The sequence below is a fragment of the Gemmobacter serpentinus genome, from assembly GCF_008973825.1.
GTDB classification, from domain to species: domain Bacteria; phylum Pseudomonadota; class Alphaproteobacteria; order Rhodobacterales; family Rhodobacteraceae; genus Gemmobacter; species Gemmobacter serpentinus.
This window is the reverse complement of sequence record NZ_WCHR01000005.1, coordinates 99,622-116,773: the sequence shown is the minus strand read 5'-3', so window position 1 is coordinate 116,773 and position 17,152 is coordinate 99,622. Positions and strand designations below refer to the sequence as shown.

Genomic DNA, 17,152 nt, shown 5'->3' with positions numbered 1-17,152 from the left:
CTCAAGCCCTCAGCTCTTCGGCATCAACAGCTTCAACGCGCGGCGGATCAGCTCGGCGGTATCGGCCTCCGGGGCTTCACCCGAAACCTGTGCCACCGCCTGCGCCGCATCGGACTGGCCATAGCCAAGGTTCAGCAGCGCTGACAGTGCATCGGCGCTATAGGCCGCACGCGCGACGACCGGGGCTGCCGGAGCCTTGCGCGCAGGTCGGGCTGGTGCTGGGGCAGGGGCCTCGATCACCTCGTCCAACGTGGCCTCGCTGTGCAGGGCCGCGCCCTGTGCCATCACCATCGGGGCCTTGGCCTTCAGTTCCAGCACGACACGTTGCGCGATCTTCGGGCCAATGCCGGGCGCCGCCTGGATGGCGCGCGCATCGCCCAGGGTGATCGCCCGCGCCGCCCCTTCCGCCCCCAGCGTGCCAAGGATCGCCATCGCAGCTTTGGCCCCCACGCCTTGCACGGTGGTCAGCAGGCGGTGCCATTCCTTTTCCAGCATGGTCGGAAAGCCGAAGAGTTGCAGAAGGTCTTCGCGCACCACCAGTTCGGTGTAAAGCGCGCAGGCCTCGCCCACCCCCGGCAGCGCCGCCAGCGTGCGGTCCGAGACGAAGACGATATAGCCCACGCCCCGCACATCGATCAGAACATGATCCGGCCCGCGCCAGTCGATCCGCCCCGAGATCTTGCCGATCATCCTGCCGCCCTCTTCAATGCGGCTTCCAGCCGGCCGCTCGATTGACTGTGATGGGCATGACAGATCGCAATCGCCAATGCGTCCGCCGCGTCTGGCCCGACGATCTTCACGCCCGGCAGGTGCAGGCGCACCATGTGATCGACCTGCACCTTGGCGGCGTGGCCCACGCCCACCACCGTTTTTTTCACCGCGTTTGGGGCATATTCGCCGACCGTCAGCCCGAATTGTGCGGGCACCAGCAAGGCGATGCCGCGCGCCTGCCCCAGCTTCAGCGTGGCCACCGCATCCTTGTTGACAAAGGTATGTTCCACCGCCGCCGTGTCGGGCATGTAGATCCGCATCACTTCGGTCAATTGGCTGTGCAGGCTGCGCAGACGTTGCGCCAGATCGCCCTCCCCTTCACCGGGGGCAGAGTGGCAGATGCCGTTTGCCACATGGGTCAGGCGCGGGCCGCTCACGTCGATCACACCCCAGCCGAGGTTGCGCAACCCCGGATCGATCCCCAATACCCGCATAGCTGCCCCTTGTTTGTGCTTTTGGCGCAGGCTAGCACAAAGCGCGAACATCGGCCAAGGCGAATTTCCCGCTTGCAATCGGGAGAGGTGCAATTAAGACATTGCTTCTGGAAACGACCTTTCCCACCCCGATCCCGACGCGCTGCAATGCAGCAAGGGCTCGGATCGCCAAGAAAGCCGCGCAAAACGCGGAACAGGCACAAAATCATGTCAATCAGATGGCGATGAGCCATGCACTTTCTGCATGTGCGACATGCTTTGCTGTGCGTTGTCGTTTGTGCGCTGCCCGTATATCTGTCTCGGCGAAGGCAAGAACGCCTTCGGACTAAGCAGTTTTTGAACGAGGAACACCGCAATGGCCGCCTATGAGACGACCCGTACGGCGCCCTTTGGCGCTATCACCACTTACCGCTTCATCCAGTTCGTGGGCAAACTGTTCACCGCCGCTTCCGATTGGAACGACGCGCGCGTGACCCGCTCTGCTCTGGAAAAGCTGTCCGATCGCGAGCTGGACGATATCGGTCTGTGCCGCGGCGACATCGCTGACATCGGCGCCAAAGGCCGCTTCTGACTGACTCTTTCGGGGAGGTGAAAATCCTTCCACCCGATGCCTGAGGCCGCACCCGAAAGGGCCGCGGCCTTTATGCATTTTAGGATGCCTCTGCCCCGGGGATTTGGTTGGCAGGGCTGGTCAAGCGCGATGACGCCTCGACATGAATAAGGGCACCCTCAGGTGCCCCAAATCAGAGATCTTCAGATCGTTTTCCAGAATCAGGGCCGAAGCGCCTGTTCGATCCTTGCGGCAATCCAGATCGTCACTGGATCGGCCTGCATGATGGATCCTGCAACACGTTCCATCCCGCTTTCGGCGGCGCGCATCTGGGTGACGCGTTCGCCGTAAACGTGCTGCCCGATCTGATACATCAATGTGCCCTTCAGACAGAAGAACACCCCAAGCGTAACCAGAAGCGGAGCCAGAAAACGCTTACGCCGCCGGGCAGGGCGTTGATAATGCGACCGTCCGAGCGTGCCATCGGCCTCAAACCCGTAACCTTTTGCGCGCGCCTTTTCGACCCGCGCAACTCGGGCATAAAATTCATTAAAATCTTGATCGGCCATACCAATACTCCACGATACGGCCCCCACCTTAAGACCCTTCTAGGGCCTAATTGTGGCGCGATTGAGGCGCGGTGCCCGAGTTCAGTCTTTTTTCATGACCAAGGCAGACCATTCGCCCAGATCCTCGCGGGCTTGCAGCGTGAAACCTGCGGCAAGATAGGCCGCCGTCACCGCCTCGGCCTGCACCACCAGCAGGCCAGACAGGATGACGATCCCGCCCTGGGCGGCATGGCGCGCCATATCCGGGGCCAGCTCGATCAGCGGGCCTTTCAGGATATTGGCAAAGATCAGATCGTAAGGCGCGGCCTCGGCCAGACGCGGATGGGCAAAACCCGCAGCTTCCAGACATTCCAGCCGCCCGTCCAACCCGTTGATCGCCACGTTGGCCTCGGCGACATCCACCGCGACGCGGTCGATATCCGAGGCAATGATCAGCGCATCCGGCAGCACAGCGGCTGCCGCCAGTGCCAGAACGGCGGTGCCGCAGCCGATATCGGCGACCTTCGCCGGAGCAAAGCCCGCCTCGATCAGCCGGTCAAAGGCGCGCAGGCACCCCAGTGTCGTGCCATGATGGCCGGTGCCGAAGGCCACCGTGGCCTCGATCTGCAGAGCAATCCTGTCCGCAGGCACCTTGTCGGCATCGTGGCTGCCATAGACGAAGAAGCGCCCCGCCTCGACCGGCGCCAGTTCGCGGCGGACATGGGCGACCCAATCAATCTCTGGCAGTTCCGACATCGCGAAGGGCTTGGCCTCGAAGGCAAGCGCCAGCACTTCCAGCATCACCGTATTGGGCTTCTCGGTGAAATAGGCACCAACCTCCCAAAGACCGCTGTCATCCTCGATCTCGAAGACGCCCACGCCAACCGGGGCGGGGTCGAGCTTCTCGATCGCCTCGCCGAGTGCTTCGGCGGCATCCTCGCCCATCAGGGTCGTCAGGGCGGAATAGGTCGGCATGGCGCGGCTCCTCGGGGACATGGCACAGGGTCGCGATAGACCCGCCGCGCGCAGCGGTCAAGTCACGCCTGATATCGCCAACCGGGGGCCAGCCCCCGGACCCCCGGAGTATTTGGGCAATCAGCAAAAGCCGGGGCGGGGTCTGCAGCATTGGCTTGGGCGGCGGATGGCGGCGGGGTTGGGGAGCCTGGCGCGCCGGCCTGATCCTTGCTGCTTGTCCAAATACTCAGAAGGCAGCGCCAATGGGAGCCATGCGGCACGGATGCTGAGCACCCGTTGCGGGCCAGGCCTTGCCATGGGGCGGGGGCGGGATGCGCCGCCTTGTCTGCCTGGGATCAGGCCTTCACGCCCAGGCCGATCGGGCAGGTCACGCCCGTGCCGCCGATGCCGCAATAGCCGTCGGGGTTCTTGGCCAGATATTGCTGGTGATAGTCTTCGGCATAGTAGAACACCGGGGCGGGAAGGATCTCGGTGGTGATCGTGCCGCGCCCGGCGGCGGTCAGCGCCTGTTGATAGGCCGCTTTCGAGGCGCGGGCGGCGGCCTCCTGTTCGGCGCTATAGGTATAGATGCCGGAGCGATAGGTGGAACCCACATCATTGCCCTGCCGCATCCCTTGGGTCGGGTCATGATTTTCCCAGAATAGCCGCAACAGATCATCATAGCTGACCTGCGCCGGATCATAGATCACCCGCACGACCTCGTTATGGCCGGTCAGTTGGGTGCAGGTCTCTTTATAGGTCGGGTTTGGCGTATAGCCCGCCGCATAGCCGACCATGGTCAGCCAGACGCCATCACGTTGCCAGAACTTGCGCTCCACCCCCCAGAAGCAGCCCATCCCGAACATGGCCTGTTCCATGCCCGCAGGGATCGGCGATTTCAGGTCTAGGCCGGACAGGAAATGCGGCTCGGCCAGGGGCAGGGGATCGGGGCGACCCGGCAGGGCATTGGCCGGATCGACCATTTTCATCTTGTCGGCAGAGAACAGGGTGAACATGCGTGTCTCCATCTGCTGCTGTCTTCTCCGCTGGATATATAGGAGCGCGGGCGCGGTTTTGCCAATCACGCCGCCGGGACAAGCGCAGCACCGGGGCTGTGCAGTCCGGGCAGGCGGGTCTCGTTGCCGGCAGAGGGGTTGCGCGGCACAAGCAACGACAGCAGGATCTGCAAGAAGGCGATCCCGGCGGCCAGGATGAACACATAATCCGGCGAGGTTGCCCAGATATAGCCAAGGCCCGCTGGCAGGAACACCGCCGCAATATGGTTGATGGTGAAGGAAAGTGCGGCCGATGTTGCCATATCGCCGGGATCGGCGATCTTCTGGAAATAGGTCTTGTGCGAGAAGCTGATGGCGAAAAAGATATTGTTCGCCACATAGAGGCAGGCGGCGATCCAGCCCGGCAGGTCATACCAATAGAGGCAGCCATAGCCGATGAAGACGCAAAACAGCCCGCTGAATTCGATCAGCATCGCCTTCTGCTCGCCAAAGCGCGACACAAACCGCCCGATGGCGGGCGCGGTCACCATATTGGCCACAAAGGTCACCAGCATCAGCGCGGTCACCGCCTCGACGCCATAGCCGAAGCGTTCCACCATCATGAAGGCGGCAAAGACCACAAAGATCTGTCGCCGCGCGCCGTTCAGCATCTCGAACAGGTAGTAAAGCCAATAGCGCCGCCGCAGCACGATGGATTTGCGCTGCTTGTGTTCGGCCTCGAAGCGCGGGAAAGCGGCCAGGGCATAGATCGCGATCAGCGCGCAGAGCCCGCCAGAGGCCAGAAAGACGAAGTTGTAACTTAGGTCAAAGGTTTTCCAGCACAGCACGATCAAGCCATATGCGATCAGCGAGGCGGTGGATCCGGCGGCGACCAGCTTGCCCAGGACCCGCGGCGCCTCGGCGCGGGTCAGCCACTGAAGCTGCAAGGATTGGTTGCAGCTTTCGTAATAGTGGAAGCCGATGGAGGAGATCAGGGTGATCCAGAGGATCCCGCTGAACGACGGAAACCATGCGGTCATCGCCGTGGCGCTGCCCAGAAGGATCAGCATCAGCCCCGCCATCACCTGTTCGCGCAAGACCAGCAGGAACAACAGCACGCCGACCGCCAGCAGGCCGGGGATCTCGCGCACCGTATGCAGCCAGCCGATTTCGACGCCGGTGAAACCTGCCTTCTCGATGACAAAATTGTTGAGCAGCGCGTTCCATGTCGCGAAGGCCAGGGGCATGGCCACCGCCATCATGAACAAAAGCGTGGTGGGGCGCTGCCAAAGTGGCAGGCGGGCGGCGTCGGAAAGGCGGATGCTGCGGGTCATGCGGAAGGGCCAGTCAGATGGGGAAGGCTTGGACGACTGGCCTGATCTCTACGCCCGGTTCTGGCAGGGTGCGAGGGGGGAATTGTCGGGGGGACAATTTCCCTGCCCCATGTCCCGAGGGTCATGGCGGGGCGAGGGCACGAGGATTGGTGCCTCGGCGACCGGGGTGACAAAGACGGGAGGCCACGAAGACGGGGGGGTGAAGACTTGGGGGGCGTGAAGACTGGACGGCGCGAAGACTGGGGGCACGGGGACCGGGAGCACGAGGGCTCATGTCGCGAGGACGAGGGCGGTGAGATGGGTCAGTAAAAACTTTGGGGGTCAATATCGACGCTGACGCGCAGATCACCCGGTGGTTTCAACTGCGCAAGCCAGGCGGCAATGGCGGGCTGGATCGGTGCGGTCTTTTCGGCCTTGATCAAGAGGCGCACACGGTGGCGTCCGCGCACGCGTGCAATCGGGGCAGGGGCCGGGCCGAAGAGTTGCGCGCCGATCCTGCGCAACGGGCCATCGCGGCGGGCAAGTTCGGCACCAAAATCGAAGACCTGGGCCACATCGCTGCCCGACAGCACGATGCCTGCCATGCGGCCATAGGGCGGCACGCCGGAGGCGCGGCGCTCGGCGGCCTCGGCGCGCCAGAACGCCTCTTCATCGCCGCCAAGGATGGCGCGGATCACCGGATGGTCGGGCTGATGGGTCTGCATCAGCGCCAGCCCCTTGCGGTCGCCGCTGCGGCCCGCGCGCCCCGCCACCTGCCGCATCAGCTGAAACGTGCGTTCCGCCGCGCGCAGGTCCGACCCTTGCAACCCGAGATCGGCGTCGATCACCCCCACCAGCGTCAGCAGCGGGAAGTTGTGGCCCTTGGCCACGATCTGGGTGCCGATGACGATCTCGGCCTCGCCTGCCGCGATCTCTTCGATCTTGGCCTTCAAGGCGCGGGCCGAGCCGAAAAGGTCAGAGCTGAGGATGGCGAGTTTGGCGTCCGGGAACCGTTCCGCCACCTCTTCTGCCAGCCGCTCCACCCCCGGGCCGACAGCGGCCATGCGGCCTTCGACCCCGCAGGACGGGCAGGCCTCGGGCACCGGCTTGGTCGCGCCGCATTGATGGCAGACCAGCCGCTTGAGGAAGCGGTGCTCCACCATCCGCGCATCGCAATGATCGCAGGCGACCTGTTGGCCGCAGGCCCGGCAGAGTGTGACCGGCGCATAGCCGCGGCGGTTCAGGAACAATAGCGACTGCTCACCCGCCGCGCGACGGGCATTGACCGCCTGCGCCAGCGCCTCGGAAATCCAGCGATTGGCGGGCAGGCGCTCGTCGCGCATGTCGATGGCGCGCATCTCGGGCAGTTCTGCCGCCCCGAAGCGCGACCCAAGATCAAGGCGCAGATATTTGCCCTGATCGGCATTGGCCCAGCTTTCCAGCGAGGGAGTGGCCGAGGCCAGCACCACTTGCGCGCCACAGATCGCCGCGCGCAGCACCGCCATATCGCGGGCATTGTAGTGCACACCCTCATCCTGCTTGTAGGATGTATCATGTTCCTCATCGACGACGATCAGGCCAAGCTGCTGGAAGGGCAGGAAAAGCGCGGAGCGCGCGCCGACCACCATCTGGGCCTGGCCTTCCGAGACCATCTTCCAGACCCGGCGGCGTTCGGTCTGGGTGACGCCGGAATGCCATTCGGCGGGGCGTGCCCCAAAACGCGCCTCGACCCGGGTCAGGAATTCAGCCGTCAGGGCGATCTCGGGCAGCAGCACCAGCGATTGCCGCCCTTGCCGCAGGCATTCCGCTACCGCCTCAAGATAGACCTCGGTCTTGCCGGAGCCCGTCACGCCCTTCAGCAGCGTGGTGCCATACCCACCCTGTGCCATGGCCGCGACCAGCGCATCTGCCGCGGCGACCTGATCGCCCTGCAGGCGCACCCCGCCGGAGGGATCCAGATCGGGGAAGGGCAGATCGCGCGGTGCCTCGGCCTCGACCAGAACGCCCGCCGTGACCAGCCCCTTGACCACGGATGACGAACAGGCGGCGGCCTCGCAAAGCTCGCCCAAGGTGACGCCCGCCCCGCCAAAATCGCGCAGCGCCTCGATCACCCGAAGGCGCGCATCGGTCAGCTTGTTGGGCACCGGCCCGCCCAGCCGATAGAGCTTGCGCATCCCCGGGGCCTCGCCCAGACCGGGCGCGCGGGTGGCAAGCCGCAGCATTGCGGGCAGGGGGGTCAGCGTGTAATCGGCGGCGCGGGTCAGGAACTGGCGCAGCTCCGCCCGCATCGGGCGGGCCTCCAGCACCCTCGAGATCGCGCGCAGTTTGGCCGCATCAAACGTGCCGTCGCCGTTCCCCCAGACCACGCCGAGCATCTTGCGGGGGCCCAGCGGCACCTCGACATAGTCGCCCACGCCGCAGCCACCTTCGGGCGCGCGATAGTCCAGACTGCCCGAGAGCGCCCGCCCGAGCGGCTCGGTCAGCATCACGCCGACCCTTTCGCCCTGCGCAAACACCCGCTCCACGGCCAATCCTTTCTTTCCCCGGTCGCCTCCATGGGCTAATACGGCGCCGAGAGCGCCTGCAACCCCCTGGGAGGACATGCCCCATGAAATTCTTCGTTGATAGTGCCGATGTCGATGCCATTCGTGAACTGCACGATTTCGGCATGGTGGATGGCGTTACCACCAACCCCTCGATCATCCTGAAATCTGGCCGTGACATCATGGAAGTCACGCGCGAGATCTGCTCGATCACCGATGGCCCGGTTTCGGCAGAGGTCGTCTCGCTGAAAGCGGACGAGATGATCGCCGAGGGCCGCAAACTGGCCGAGATCGCGCCGAACATCACTGTGAAAGTGCCGCTGACCTGGGATGGTCTGAAAGCCTGCAAGGTGCTTTCTGGTGAAGGCAAGATGGTGAACGTGACGCTGTGCTTCAGTGTCAATCAGGCCCTGATCGCGGCCAAGGCCGGTGCCACCTTCATCAGCCCCTTCATCGGCCGTCTGGACGATATCAACCTCGACGGGATGGAGCTGATCTCCGATATCCGTCAGGTCTATGACAATTATGGTTTCGAGACCCAGATCCTTGCGGCCTCGGTCCGTTCTGCCAACCACGTCACGCAATGTGCGCTGGTGGGTGCCGATGTGATGACCGCGCCGCCGTCGGTCATCAAGGGTCTGGCCAGCCATGTCCTGACCGACAAGGGGCTGGACCAGTTCGTCAAAGACTGGGCCAAGACCGGCCAGAAGATCCTGTAATCCGGGACAGGGCGGGGGCCTTTTGGGCCCCCGCCAGCCCTTCGGCTGCGGCCGCAAGCGGGCTTGATCGAGGTTCGGCCTGATCGCCCAGATTCCTCCATCGAACATTTCTTCCGCGACAACCGCGTCTGCTATTTGGTAGACTTGTCGCAAATCAACAAACAGGCAAAGCCGATGATCGAGCCGGACCTTCGCGATCGGATTCTGGAAAAGCCGGAAGTCATTCTGGAAGATCGTGATCTGATGCGGGCGCTGATCGCGGCCAATGAACGCGCCATGGGCGGCAATGTCGTCGATCTGCGCGGCATTGCGATGGAGCGGCTGGAAGGTCGGCTGGAGCGGCTGGAGGACACCCATCGCGGGGTCATCGCAGCAGCTTACGAAAACCTCGCGGGAACCAATCAGGTGCATCGCGCCATCCTGCAGATGCTCGATCCGCTGAGTTTCGAGGATTTTCTGAAAAGCCTTGCCGGTGACGTGGCGCAGACCCTGCGCGTCGATTGCATCCGCCTTGTGCTGGAATCGGTGCAAGAGGCCGAAGACCCCGCGCTGCGCCGTCTGGGCGATGTGCTGTTCGTGGCCGGGCCGGGCTTCATCGCCGAATATGTCTCGGGCGGGCGCAATGTCAGCCTGCGCCCCGTGACCCTGCGCCAGACCATCCCGTCCTCCAACCAGATTTACGGCGAAACCGCCGGTTGGATCCGGTCCGAGGCGCTGATGCGGCTGGATTTCGGCAAGGGGCGTCTGCCGGGGCTGCTGGTGATGGGGGCGGAAGACCCGCATCACTTCAAGCCGACCCATGGCACCGATCTGCTGGCCTTCTTTGCGGGCGTGTTCGAGCGGACGATGCGCCGCTGGCTGTCATGAACACGCTGGCCATCTCTCCTGCCGCGCGGGCGGCACTGGAGGAATGGCTGACCCATCTGCGCGCGTTGGACGGGCGGGCCGACAAGACGATCACGGCCTATGCGGCGGATGTGCGGGGTTGGCTGGCTTTTCTGGCGCAGCATCGTGGTGGCACGGAGGGGCTGGCGCCCCTGGTCAATCTGCCGGTCGCCGATCTTCGGGCCTGGATGGCGCATGAGCGCGGGCGGGGCGTTGCCCCGCGTTCGGTCGCGCGGGCGCTGTCGGCCGTTAAAGGGTTCAGCGCCTGGCTGGCCGACCGGCAGGGCGGGGACGCGACCGCGATCCTGTCCGCCCGCGCGCCGCGCTTTCAAAAGAAACTGCCCCGCCCGCTATCGGTGGAGGCGGCGGCCGATGTGCTGGACACGGTCGGCGATGATGCGCGCCAGCCCTGGATCGCGGCCCGCGATGCGGCGGTGGTCACGCTGCTTTATGGTTGTGGCCTGCGGATTTCCGAGGCGCTTGGCCTGACCGGGGCGGATCTTCCCTTGCCCCAGACGCTGCGCATTCGCGGCAAGGGCGGCAAGGAACGCATCGTGCCGGTGCTGCCTGCGGCACAGGATGCCGTCACGCGCTATGCGGGTCTCTGCCCCTATGACCTGACACCCGATCAGCCGCTGTTTCGTGGCACGCGCGGTGGCGCGCTGAACCCGCGCCTGATCGCTGCGGCAATGGAGCGGACGAGGAACCGCCTTGGCCTGCCGGCCACCGCCACGCCGCACGCGCTGCGCCACAGCTTTGCCACCCATCTTCTGTCGGCGGGCGGCGATCTGCGCAGCATTCAGGAGCTTCTGGGCCATGCCTCGCTGTCGACGACCCAGGCCTATACCGGCGTCGATGCTGCGCGTTTGATGGAGGTCTATGAGGCCAGCCATCCGCGTGCGGGCCATGGCGCGGGCCCCGGGGGCAGATCTAGCCTTGGGGGCAGACGCGCTGCCGACTAAAGGGTATACGGAGCCATCCGGCCAAGAAGCGCCGGATCCGCCAATTTACAGTTGCGATTCACAGGAAGTTGAAGGAAAGGGTGACCATGTCCCTGCGTATCAAAGCCCTTCTCGTTCACCTTTTCACCGCCACCGGGGCCGTTCTGGCCATGCTTGCCATGCTGGCCGCGGTGGAAGAGCGATGGGACATGATGTTCCTCTGGCTGGTGGTGGCGCTGTTCGTTGACGGGCTCGATGGCCCGCTGGCGCGGCGCTATGACGTGAAACACAACTGGCCGACCTATGACGGGCAGTTGCTGGACCTGATCATCGACTATCTGACCTATGTCTTCATCCCGGCCTTTGCGCTGTTCAAATCCGACCTTCTGCCGGGCTGGACGGGGTGGACCGCGATCATAGTCATCACCTATGGCTCGGTGGTCTATTTCGTCGATACCCGGATGAAGACCAAGGACTGGTCCTTTGCCGGTTTCCCGGCCTGCTGGAACATGTTCGTGCTGGTGATGTTCGCAATCCGCCCGGATGAGAGCATCATTCTGGGCTCTGTCATCGCGCTGACCGTGACGATGTTCACCAATCTGAAATTCGTGCACCCGACCCGGACCCAGCGGTGGCACAACCTGACGCTGCCAATGGCGATCGCCTGGACCTTCTTTGCCGGCTGGGCCGCCTGGGTCGATTTCCATGCGCAAAGCTGGGCGCATTGGGGGCTGGTGATTACTTCGCTTTACCTGACCTTTGCCGGCATCGTGCAGCAGATCGTGCCGGAGCGTAAGGCGAAGGCCTGAGGCGCTTCGGGGCTGTGGTTTTGGGGGCCTGAAGCGCCCATCTGAAGCGCCGCATCCAAAGCGCTACAGTCTGACATTCATTGCGCCAGGGCAGTGGCGATCAACGCTTGCGCGCGTCGATCTCGGCGTTGAACAGCCGCAGGCGGTGCGTCAGGTTGTCATGGTCAATGACACTGGACCAGTTTTCAAACAGGAAAGACAGCGCCTCGCCCTCGTCCAGACCCGCCTCCTGCGCGAAGGACCTTAGGCGACGATAGCCGTCTTCCGTCATTGCAACGGGAAAGCGGCGGGTCAGGCGAAAGCGGCGGGGCATTGGTGTCTCCGGTTGGGCCGGGCCCGATTTTTCGACGAAAAATCGGACCCCTTTGACCGCAGTCTAGAACGCCTCGGGGGGCAGCGCCATCACCGGATCGGCCCCGGTTTCAATACGCGCCAGATGCATCGCGCAGGCAGGCAATTGCCGCGCCATGTAATAGCGTCCCGTCGCCAGCTTGGCCTCGTAGAATGCCGCGTCCGTCGTTCCGCCATCCAGCGCGACCAGGGCCGCCTTTGCCATCCTTGTCCACATCAGGCCAAGGCAGACATGACCCATCAGATGCATGAAGTCATTGCTGCCCGACAGCGCCGCATTGGGGTTTTTCATGCCGTTTTGCATGAAGAACATCCCCGCGGCCTGCATCTGTTTTGAGGCCAGTTTCAGCGCATCGGTAAAGGGAGCCATGCGGGCGTCCCCGTCATGCGCCTTGCATTCAGCCTTGACCAGATCGAAAAATGCCATGACATGCCTGCCGCCATCGGCGGCCAGCTTGCGCCCGACCAGATCAAGGGCCTGCACGCCATTTGCGCCTTCATAGATCATGGCGATCCGGGCATCGCGCACGAATTGCGACATGCCCTGTTCCTCGATATAGCCATGCCCGCCAAAGATCTGCTGGGCCTGCACCGCCATCTCGAATCCCTTGTCGGTCTGGAACCCCTTGATGACCGGGGTCAGCAACCCGATCAGCCCGTCCGCCGCCGCATCCTGCAGCCGGTGATGCCGGTCGATCAGCGAGGCACCCCAGAAGGTCAGCGCCCGCGCGCCCTCCAGAAAACTCTTTTGATCCATCAGGCTGCGCCGGATATCGGGATGCACGATCAGCGGATCCGCGGGGCCTGAAGGGTTCTCAGACCCGGTCACCGCACGGCCCTGCAGCCGGTCCTTGGCGTAATCGACGGCATTCTGATAGGCACCCTCGGCCACGGCATAGCCTTGCAGACCCACACCGATCCGCGCCTCGTTCATCATCGTGAACATGGCGCGCATTCCCTTGTGCAGATCGCCCAGCAGCCAGCCCTTCGCGCCATCATAGTTCAGCACGCAGGTGGCATTGCCATGGATGCCCATCTTGTCTTCGATCTTGCCGACGCTGACCGGGTTGCGCGCGCCAAGGCTTCCATCGGCTTTGACCAGAAACTTCGGCACGATGAACAGCGAAATGCCCTTGGTGCCTTCGCCACCGCCGGGGGCCTTGGCCAGCACCAGATGGATGATGTTTTCCGCCAGATCGTGATCGCCGGCCGAGATGAAGATCTTTTGCCCGGTAATCAGATAGCTGCCATCCGCCTGCGGCTCGGCCCTGGTGCGGAGCAACCCCAGATCGGTGCCGCAATGCGGCTCGGTCAGGTTCATCGTGCCGGTCCAGTCGCAACTGACCATCTTCGGCAGATAGGTTGCCTTCTGCTCTGCCGTGCCATGGGCATGGATCGCCGAATAGGCCCCGTGGGTCAGGCCCTGATACATGTTGAAGGCCATATTGGCCGAAACGAAAATTTCGCCCACCGCCGATTGCATCAGATAGGGCAGACCCTGACCCCCATATTCGGGGTCGCAATCCAGCGCGGTCCAACCGCCCTCTTTCATCGCTGCAAAGGCCGCCTTGAAGCCTTCGGGCGTGCGCACTGTGCCGTTTTCCAGCACGCAGCCTTCGCGATCACCCACGGCATTCAGCGGCTCCAGCACCTCTGACGCGACCTTGCCCGCTTCCTCCAGCACGGCGGCGGTGAAGCCCGCATCCAGATCGCTATAGCCCGGCACATCGGATTGGGTGACCTTCAGCACCTCCTGCAGCAAGAATTGCATGTCCTTCAAGGGGGCGGTGTAGCGGGTCATCAGTCTCTCCCTCTGATGTCAGCGGCGGGGGCCAGGCGTCACGGCTGGCGGACCGCACATGGGTTCAAGGCCGGTTGCTGCGGCGCAGGGCGGTCAGCATGTCCTGGCCCCAGGCCATCTGGGCCTTGAGGTCGGTGATCGCCTCGTTCAGTTCGTCGCGTTGCGCCTCCATGGCGGCCAGACGTTCCTGGGCCAGCGCATAGGTGCGGCTCAGCTGTGCTTCCTGCTGACCGGGATCGCGGTCATACATGTCCAGCAGCTGGCGAATATCCTCAAGGCTGAAGCCAAAGCGCTTGCCGCGCAGGATCAGCTTCAGGCGCGCGCGGTCGCGGCGGGTGAACAGGCGGCGTGTGCCCTGACGGATCGGGAACAGAAGTTCCTTCTGCTCGTAAAACCGCAGGGTGCGGGGTGTGACCTCGAAGGCTTCGCACATCTCGCGGATCGTCATGACCTCGGCGCGGGGCGGCATTGCCGCCCGGGATACGCTGGTCCGTTCGATTGGCTTGTGGTTCGGCATGGCTCTTCTCTTGCAGATTACCCTGCGTCAAAGATGTGAGGTCACGGCCATGGATACCAGAGTCTTTGACGTTGACGTAAATGGAACGTCACGTCAGTTTTCGGATGACGTAATGTCACGAAATCGGCCATAGGAAATGCGCAATATTCTGACCCAGGGTCAGGCGCGATCCGGCCGGGGAAGGGCAAGAATCAGGGCAATGGCAGCCTTTGAGGATCGCCCCCTCAGCCATCGAGCTGCGCCTGTGCGGTGTCGCGCAGCGCCCGCAGATCCTCGATGGCGGTCAGCAATTCTGCCTGCTGCTGCGCCAATGCGCCCAACTGGCGGTCGGCCATCGCGATCCAGGCTTCAAGCTGCGGCTTGGTGCCCTTTTGCTGGTAGATCAGCAGCCATTGCCGGATCTCTTCCAACCCGAAGCCAAAGCGCCGCCCGCGCAGGATCAAGGTCATGCGGGCGATCTCGCGGGGGCCATAAAAGCGCGATCGGCCTTCCTTTTCCGGCGCGAGCAGTTCGATATATTCGTAATAGCGCAGCGTGCGGGGCGTGACCTCGAAACGGGCGCACATCTCCTTGAAGCTCAACCTGACGTCGTTCATACCCTCGCCCCTTCTGCTTGTGGCGCAGACTAGCGGCGAAGGCGCGACCTGTGCAATGGCGGGATGCAAAGGGACGAAGGGGGGCGCATTTCGACGGGCCTTTCCTGCGCCTTCGCGCTTGCGGGCAGGTGCCCGGCGGTGTCAGATGGTAGTAAACAGGGGGCAGGCATCATGGCGGATTTGCTGGATCAGGCACGGATCTTCATTCAGGCTTTGCCACATGCCCGCGCGCTTGGCATGGAGATGGAAGCCTTTGGCGAGGGCAGGGCCACGCTGTCCATGGCCTATGACACGCGGTTCATCGGCGATCCGGCGACCGGGGTGATCCATGGCGGGGCAGTCTCTGCCTTGATGGATACCGCCTCGGGGGCGGCGGTGATGGGACATCCGGCTGCACCGGCGACAACAGCCACCATCGATCTGCGCATTGATTACATGCGCCCGGCAACGCCGGGGCAGCGCATCCGCGCAAGGGCGGAATGCTATCATGTCACCCGCAGCGTGGCCTTCGTGCGGGTGGTCGCCACCGATGAGGATGAGGCCCGGCCCGTGGCCTCGGCCACAGGAGCCTTCACCTTTGACCGCCGGGGGGCTTCCGCATGAGCGACCGTCGCAGGCCCGAACCCGTGCAGGTGGTCAAGGGGCGTCGCGATGCGATGCTGCGCCGTCTGGTCGATGGCGTGCCCTATATCGGCTTTCTTGGCATAGAGTTTGACCGCCGCGGTGATGAGCTGACGGCGGTGATGCCCTATAAGGAAGACCTTATCGGCAATCCGATGTTGCCCGCCCTGCACGGCGGTGCAATCGCGGCCTTCCTTGAGGTGACTGCGATTATCGAGCTGAGCTGGTCCATGCTCTGGGAAGAGATGGAGGCCGGGCGCATTGATCCGCTGGCCGAGGGGCAGCCCTTTCCGCGCCTGCCAAAGACCATTGATTTCACGGTGGATTATCTGAGATCCGGCCTGCCGCGCGATGCCTATGCGCGGGCGCGGGTCAATCGCTCGGGGCGGCGTTATGCCTCGGTTCATGTCGAGGCCTGGCAGGACAATCGGGCGCGGCTTTTTGCGCAGGCGACCGGGCATTTCCTGATGCCGGATCGCGAGGGCTAAGCCTTGGAACAGGCGGCGCGCGCCCCGATCACCCATCGCCGGGTGTTCCGCATTGCGGTGCCCATCGTGTTGTCCAATGCCACGGTGCCGCTGCTTGGCGCGGTGAACACGGGCGTCATCGGGCAGATGGGGCAGGCCGCCCCCATCGGGGCCGTTGGCGTCGGGGCAGTCATTCTTGCCAGCTTTTACTGGATTTTCAGCTTTCTGCGCATGGGCACCACGGGGCTAGCCGCGCAGGCGCAGGGGCGCGGGGCGCTGGATGAACGCAACGCCGTGCTGATCCGCGCGCTGTTGATCGGCATCGCGGCGGGGCTGGTTCTGGTTCTGACGCAAGGCGCCCTGTTCTGGGGGGCCTTCCGCCTTGCACCGGCCTCCGCCGAAGTCGAGACAATGGCCCGGCAATATCTGGCGATCCGCATCTGGGGGGCACCGGCCACCATCGCGCTTTATGCGGTCACCGGATGGTTGCTAGCATTGGAACGCACCCGCGGCGTGCTGCTGTTGCAACTCTGGATGAACGGGCTGAACATCTGCCTCGATCTTTGGTTCGTCCTTGGCCTTGGTTGGGGCATTCCGGGCGTGGCCTCTGCGACGCTGATCGCGGAATGGTCAGGGCTGGCACTTGGTCTCTGGCTGTGCCGCGACGGGCTGCGGGCCGGTGGCGCACGCCTGCTTGACCGGCTGGCGCTGCGCCGCATGGCCGGGGTGAATGGCGATATCATGATCCGCTCGGTGCTGTTGCAGGGCAGCTTTACTGCCTTCCTGTTCTTTGGCGCGGGTCTGGGGGATGTGACGCTGGCGGCCAATCAGGTGCTGTTGCAGTTCGTGGAGGTGACGGCCTATGCGCTGGACGGTTTCGCCTTCGCGGCCGAAACTTTGGTGGGGCAGGCCGTCGGCGCACGCTGGCGCGAGGGGGTGCGGCAATCGGTGCGGATATCCTTCCAATGGGGAATTGGCGGGGCTTTGGCATTATCCACGGTTTTCGCGCTGGCCGGGCCTGCGATGATCGATCTGATGACCACCGCCCCGGATGTGCGCGAGACCGCGCGGCATTTCCTGTGGTGGCTGGTTGCCGCACCGCTGATCGGCATCGTCAGCTGGATCTATGATGGCATCTTTATCGGGGCCACCGCCACGCGTGAGATGCGCAATGCGATGGTCCTTTGCGTGGCGATCTATGCGGCAGCCCTGGCGCTGCTGCTGCCGGCCTTTGGCAATCACGGACTTTGGGCGGCGCTGATGCTGCTGAATGTCTTGCGTGGCGCGACACTGGCCCGGCGTTGGCCTGCCATCGAGGCGCGGCTGAGCGCCTGATG

The 17,152-nt window shown here is 63.9% G+C and carries 19 protein-coding genes; 8 read left to right on the top strand and 11 right to left on the bottom strand.

All coding sequences use genetic code 11. The features are described 5' to 3' along the window. Positions 1-9: 9 nt before the first annotated feature. Both ruvA and ruvC read right to left on the bottom strand, forming a co-directional pair. Positions 10-690, bottom strand: a complete 681-nt coding sequence (gene ruvA / locus GBJ34_RS02905) for a Holliday junction branch migration protein RuvA (protein WP_151717754.1) — start codon at positions 688-690, stop codon at positions 10-12. After that, entirely contained in the window at positions 687-1,205 is a 519-nt protein-coding gene (ruvC, locus tag GBJ34_RS02900) for a crossover junction endodeoxyribonuclease RuvC (RefSeq protein ID WP_151717753.1), read from the bottom strand. The genes ruvA and ruvC overlap by 4 nt, the downstream gene beginning before the upstream one ends. A 355-nt stretch (positions 1,206-1,560) precedes the next feature. Between ruvC and GBJ34_RS02895 the strand changes: the two genes are divergently transcribed. Next, positions 1,561-1,776, top strand: coding sequence for a DUF1127 domain-containing protein (locus GBJ34_RS02895; RefSeq protein ID WP_151717752.1), 216 nt, complete (start codon positions 1,561-1,563; stop codon positions 1,774-1,776). Positions 1,777-1,976: 200 nt separating this feature from the next. Here the strand turns inward: GBJ34_RS02895 and GBJ34_RS02890 are convergent, their stop codons facing one another. The 5 genes from GBJ34_RS02890 to GBJ34_RS02870 all read right to left on the bottom strand — a co-directional run bounded on the left by GBJ34_RS02890 (position 1,977) and on the right by GBJ34_RS02870 (position 8,090). Continuing rightward, entirely contained in the window at positions 1,977-2,324 is a 348-nt protein-coding gene (locus GBJ34_RS02890; protein ID WP_151717751.1) for a hypothetical protein, read from the bottom strand. A gap of 81 nt (positions 2,325-2,405) precedes the next feature. Next, positions 2,406-3,278 (bottom strand): 50S ribosomal protein L11 methyltransferase, encoded by an 873-nt coding sequence (locus GBJ34_RS02885; protein ID WP_151717750.1) that lies wholly within the window; start codon positions 3,276-3,278, stop codon positions 2,406-2,408. A 335-nt stretch (positions 3,279-3,613) separates the two neighbouring features. Beyond that, positions 3,614-4,273, bottom strand: a complete 660-nt coding sequence (gene msrA / locus GBJ34_RS02880; RefSeq protein WP_151717749.1) for a peptide-methionine (S)-S-oxide reductase MsrA — start codon at positions 4,271-4,273, stop codon at positions 3,614-3,616. A 65-nt stretch (positions 4,274-4,338) separates the two neighbouring features. Continuing rightward, a complete protein-coding gene (locus GBJ34_RS02875) occupies positions 4,339-5,586 on the bottom strand; it encodes an MFS transporter (RefSeq protein WP_151717748.1) in 1,248 nt (415 codons plus the stop codon). 302 nt (positions 5,587-5,888) lie between these two features. Continuing rightward, positions 5,889-8,090: a primosomal protein N' gene (locus GBJ34_RS02870; protein WP_151717747.1), complete on the bottom strand. Its 2,202-nt coding sequence runs from the start codon at positions 8,088-8,090 to the stop codon at positions 5,889-5,891. An 83-nt stretch (positions 8,091-8,173) separates the two neighbouring features. On the opposite strand from GBJ34_RS02870, the gene fsa reads away from it, so the two are divergent. From fsa to GBJ34_RS02850, 4 genes are all read left to right on the top strand, one after another. Beyond that, on the top strand, positions 8,174-8,827 hold the full coding sequence (gene fsa / locus GBJ34_RS02865; protein WP_151717746.1) for a fructose-6-phosphate aldolase: 654 nt from the start codon (positions 8,174-8,176) through the stop codon (positions 8,825-8,827). A 174-nt stretch (positions 8,828-9,001) separates the two neighbouring features. Next, positions 9,002-9,694: a DUF484 family protein gene (locus GBJ34_RS02860; RefSeq protein ID WP_151717745.1), complete on the top strand. Its 693-nt coding sequence runs from the start codon at positions 9,002-9,004 to the stop codon at positions 9,692-9,694. After that, a complete protein-coding gene (locus tag GBJ34_RS02855) occupies positions 9,691-10,674 on the top strand; it encodes a tyrosine recombinase XerC (RefSeq protein WP_151717744.1) in 984 nt (327 codons plus the stop codon). Before GBJ34_RS02860 ends, GBJ34_RS02855 begins: the two co-directional genes overlap by 4 nt. Before the next feature lie 86 nt (positions 10,675-10,760). Next, positions 10,761-11,462: a CDP-alcohol phosphatidyltransferase family protein gene (locus tag GBJ34_RS02850; RefSeq protein WP_151717743.1), complete on the top strand. Its 702-nt coding sequence runs from the start codon at positions 10,761-10,763 to the stop codon at positions 11,460-11,462. Positions 11,463-11,562: 100 nt separating this feature from the next. Here GBJ34_RS02850 and GBJ34_RS02845 read toward each other — a convergent pair whose 3' ends face one another. The 4 genes from GBJ34_RS02845 to GBJ34_RS02830 form a co-directional block, all read right to left on the bottom strand. Then, positions 11,563-11,775 carry a hypothetical protein gene (locus tag GBJ34_RS02845; protein ID WP_151717742.1) on the bottom strand — a complete coding sequence of 71 codons (213 nt, stop codon included), beginning with the start codon at positions 11,773-11,775 and terminating at the stop codon, positions 11,563-11,565. 63 nt (positions 11,776-11,838) lie between these two features. Continuing rightward, a complete protein-coding gene (locus GBJ34_RS02840) occupies positions 11,839-13,614 on the bottom strand; it encodes an acyl-CoA dehydrogenase C-terminal domain-containing protein (protein ID WP_151717741.1) in 1,776 nt (591 codons plus the stop codon). Between the two features lie 64 nt (positions 13,615-13,678). After that, positions 13,679-14,083, bottom strand: a complete 405-nt coding sequence (locus tag GBJ34_RS02835; RefSeq protein ID WP_151717970.1) for a MerR family transcriptional regulator — start codon at positions 14,081-14,083, stop codon at positions 13,679-13,681. Between the two features lie 272 nt (positions 14,084-14,355). Further along, on the bottom strand, positions 14,356-14,727 hold the full coding sequence (locus tag GBJ34_RS02830; RefSeq protein ID WP_151717740.1) for a MerR family transcriptional regulator: 372 nt from the start codon (positions 14,725-14,727) through the stop codon (positions 14,356-14,358). 171 nt (positions 14,728-14,898) lie between these two features. Between GBJ34_RS02830 and GBJ34_RS02825 the strand changes: the two genes are divergently transcribed. From GBJ34_RS02825 to GBJ34_RS02815, 3 genes are read left to right on the top strand one after another with little or no spacing between them, the layout of a single operon-like run. After that, positions 14,899-15,330 (top strand): PaaI family thioesterase, encoded by a 432-nt coding sequence (locus GBJ34_RS02825; RefSeq protein WP_151717739.1) that lies wholly within the window; start codon positions 14,899-14,901, stop codon positions 15,328-15,330. Then, the gene (locus GBJ34_RS02820; RefSeq protein ID WP_151717738.1) at positions 15,327-15,836 is read left to right on the top strand and encodes a PaaI family thioesterase; all 510 of its coding nucleotides are present in this window, start codon (positions 15,327-15,329) and stop codon (positions 15,834-15,836) included. The genes GBJ34_RS02825 and GBJ34_RS02820 overlap by 4 nt, the downstream gene beginning before the upstream one ends. A 3-nt stretch (positions 15,837-15,839) precedes the next feature. Further along, complete coding sequence (locus tag GBJ34_RS02815; RefSeq protein WP_151717737.1) at positions 15,840-17,150, top strand: MATE family efflux transporter; 1,311 nt, start codon at positions 15,840-15,842, stop codon at positions 17,148-17,150. Positions 17,151-17,152 lie beyond the last annotated feature (2 nt).

Excerpts from the sequence above, each read along its gene's own strand:
- GBJ34_RS02820 (WP_151717738.1), top strand. The coding sequence starts at position 15,327 with ATGAGCGACCGTCGCAGGCCCGAACCCGTGCAGGTGGTCAAGGGGCGT.
- GBJ34_RS02855 (WP_151717744.1), top strand. The coding sequence starts at position 9,691 with ATGAACACGCTGGCCATCTCTCCTGCCGCGCGGGCGGCACTGGAGGAA.
- fsa (WP_151717746.1), top strand. The coding sequence starts at position 8,174 with ATGAAATTCTTCGTTGATAGTGCCGATGTCGATGCCATTCGTGAACTG.
- GBJ34_RS02845 (WP_151717742.1), bottom strand. The coding sequence starts at position 11,775 with ATGCCCCGCCGCTTTCGCCTGACCCGCCGCTTTCCCGTTGCAATGACG.
- GBJ34_RS02835 (WP_151717970.1), bottom strand. The coding sequence starts at position 14,083 with ATGCCGCCCCGCGCCGAGGTCATGACGATCCGCGAGATGTGCGAAGCC.
- GBJ34_RS02830 (WP_151717740.1), bottom strand. The coding sequence starts at position 14,727 with ATGAACGACGTCAGGTTGAGCTTCAAGGAGATGTGCGCCCGTTTCGAG.
- GBJ34_RS02890 (WP_151717751.1), bottom strand. The coding sequence starts at position 2,324 with ATGGCCGATCAAGATTTTAATGAATTTTATGCCCGAGTTGCGCGGGTC.
- ruvC (WP_151717753.1), bottom strand. The coding sequence starts at position 1,205 with ATGCGGGTATTGGGGATCGATCCGGGGTTGCGCAACCTCGGCTGGGGT.
- msrA (WP_151717749.1), bottom strand. The coding sequence starts at position 4,273 with ATGTTCACCCTGTTCTCTGCCGACAAGATGAAAATGGTCGATCCGGCC.
- GBJ34_RS02885 (WP_151717750.1), bottom strand. The coding sequence starts at position 3,278 with ATGCCGACCTATTCCGCCCTGACGACCCTGATGGGCGAGGATGCCGCC.
- ruvA (WP_151717754.1), bottom strand. The coding sequence starts at position 690 with ATGATCGGCAAGATCTCGGGGCGGATCGACTGGCGCGGGCCGGATCAT.
- GBJ34_RS02860 (WP_151717745.1), top strand. The coding sequence starts at position 9,002 with ATGATCGAGCCGGACCTTCGCGATCGGATTCTGGAAAAGCCGGAAGTC.
- GBJ34_RS02840 (WP_151717741.1), bottom strand. The coding sequence starts at position 13,614 with ATGACCCGCTACACCGCCCCCTTGAAGGACATGCAATTCTTGCTGCAG.
- GBJ34_RS02875 (WP_151717748.1), bottom strand. The coding sequence starts at position 5,586 with ATGACCCGCAGCATCCGCCTTTCCGACGCCGCCCGCCTGCCACTTTGG.
- GBJ34_RS02825 (WP_151717739.1), top strand. The coding sequence starts at position 14,899 with ATGGCGGATTTGCTGGATCAGGCACGGATCTTCATTCAGGCTTTGCCA.
- GBJ34_RS02895 (WP_151717752.1), top strand. The coding sequence starts at position 1,561 with ATGGCCGCCTATGAGACGACCCGTACGGCGCCCTTTGGCGCTATCACC.
- GBJ34_RS02850 (WP_151717743.1), top strand. The coding sequence starts at position 10,761 with ATGTCCCTGCGTATCAAAGCCCTTCTCGTTCACCTTTTCACCGCCACC.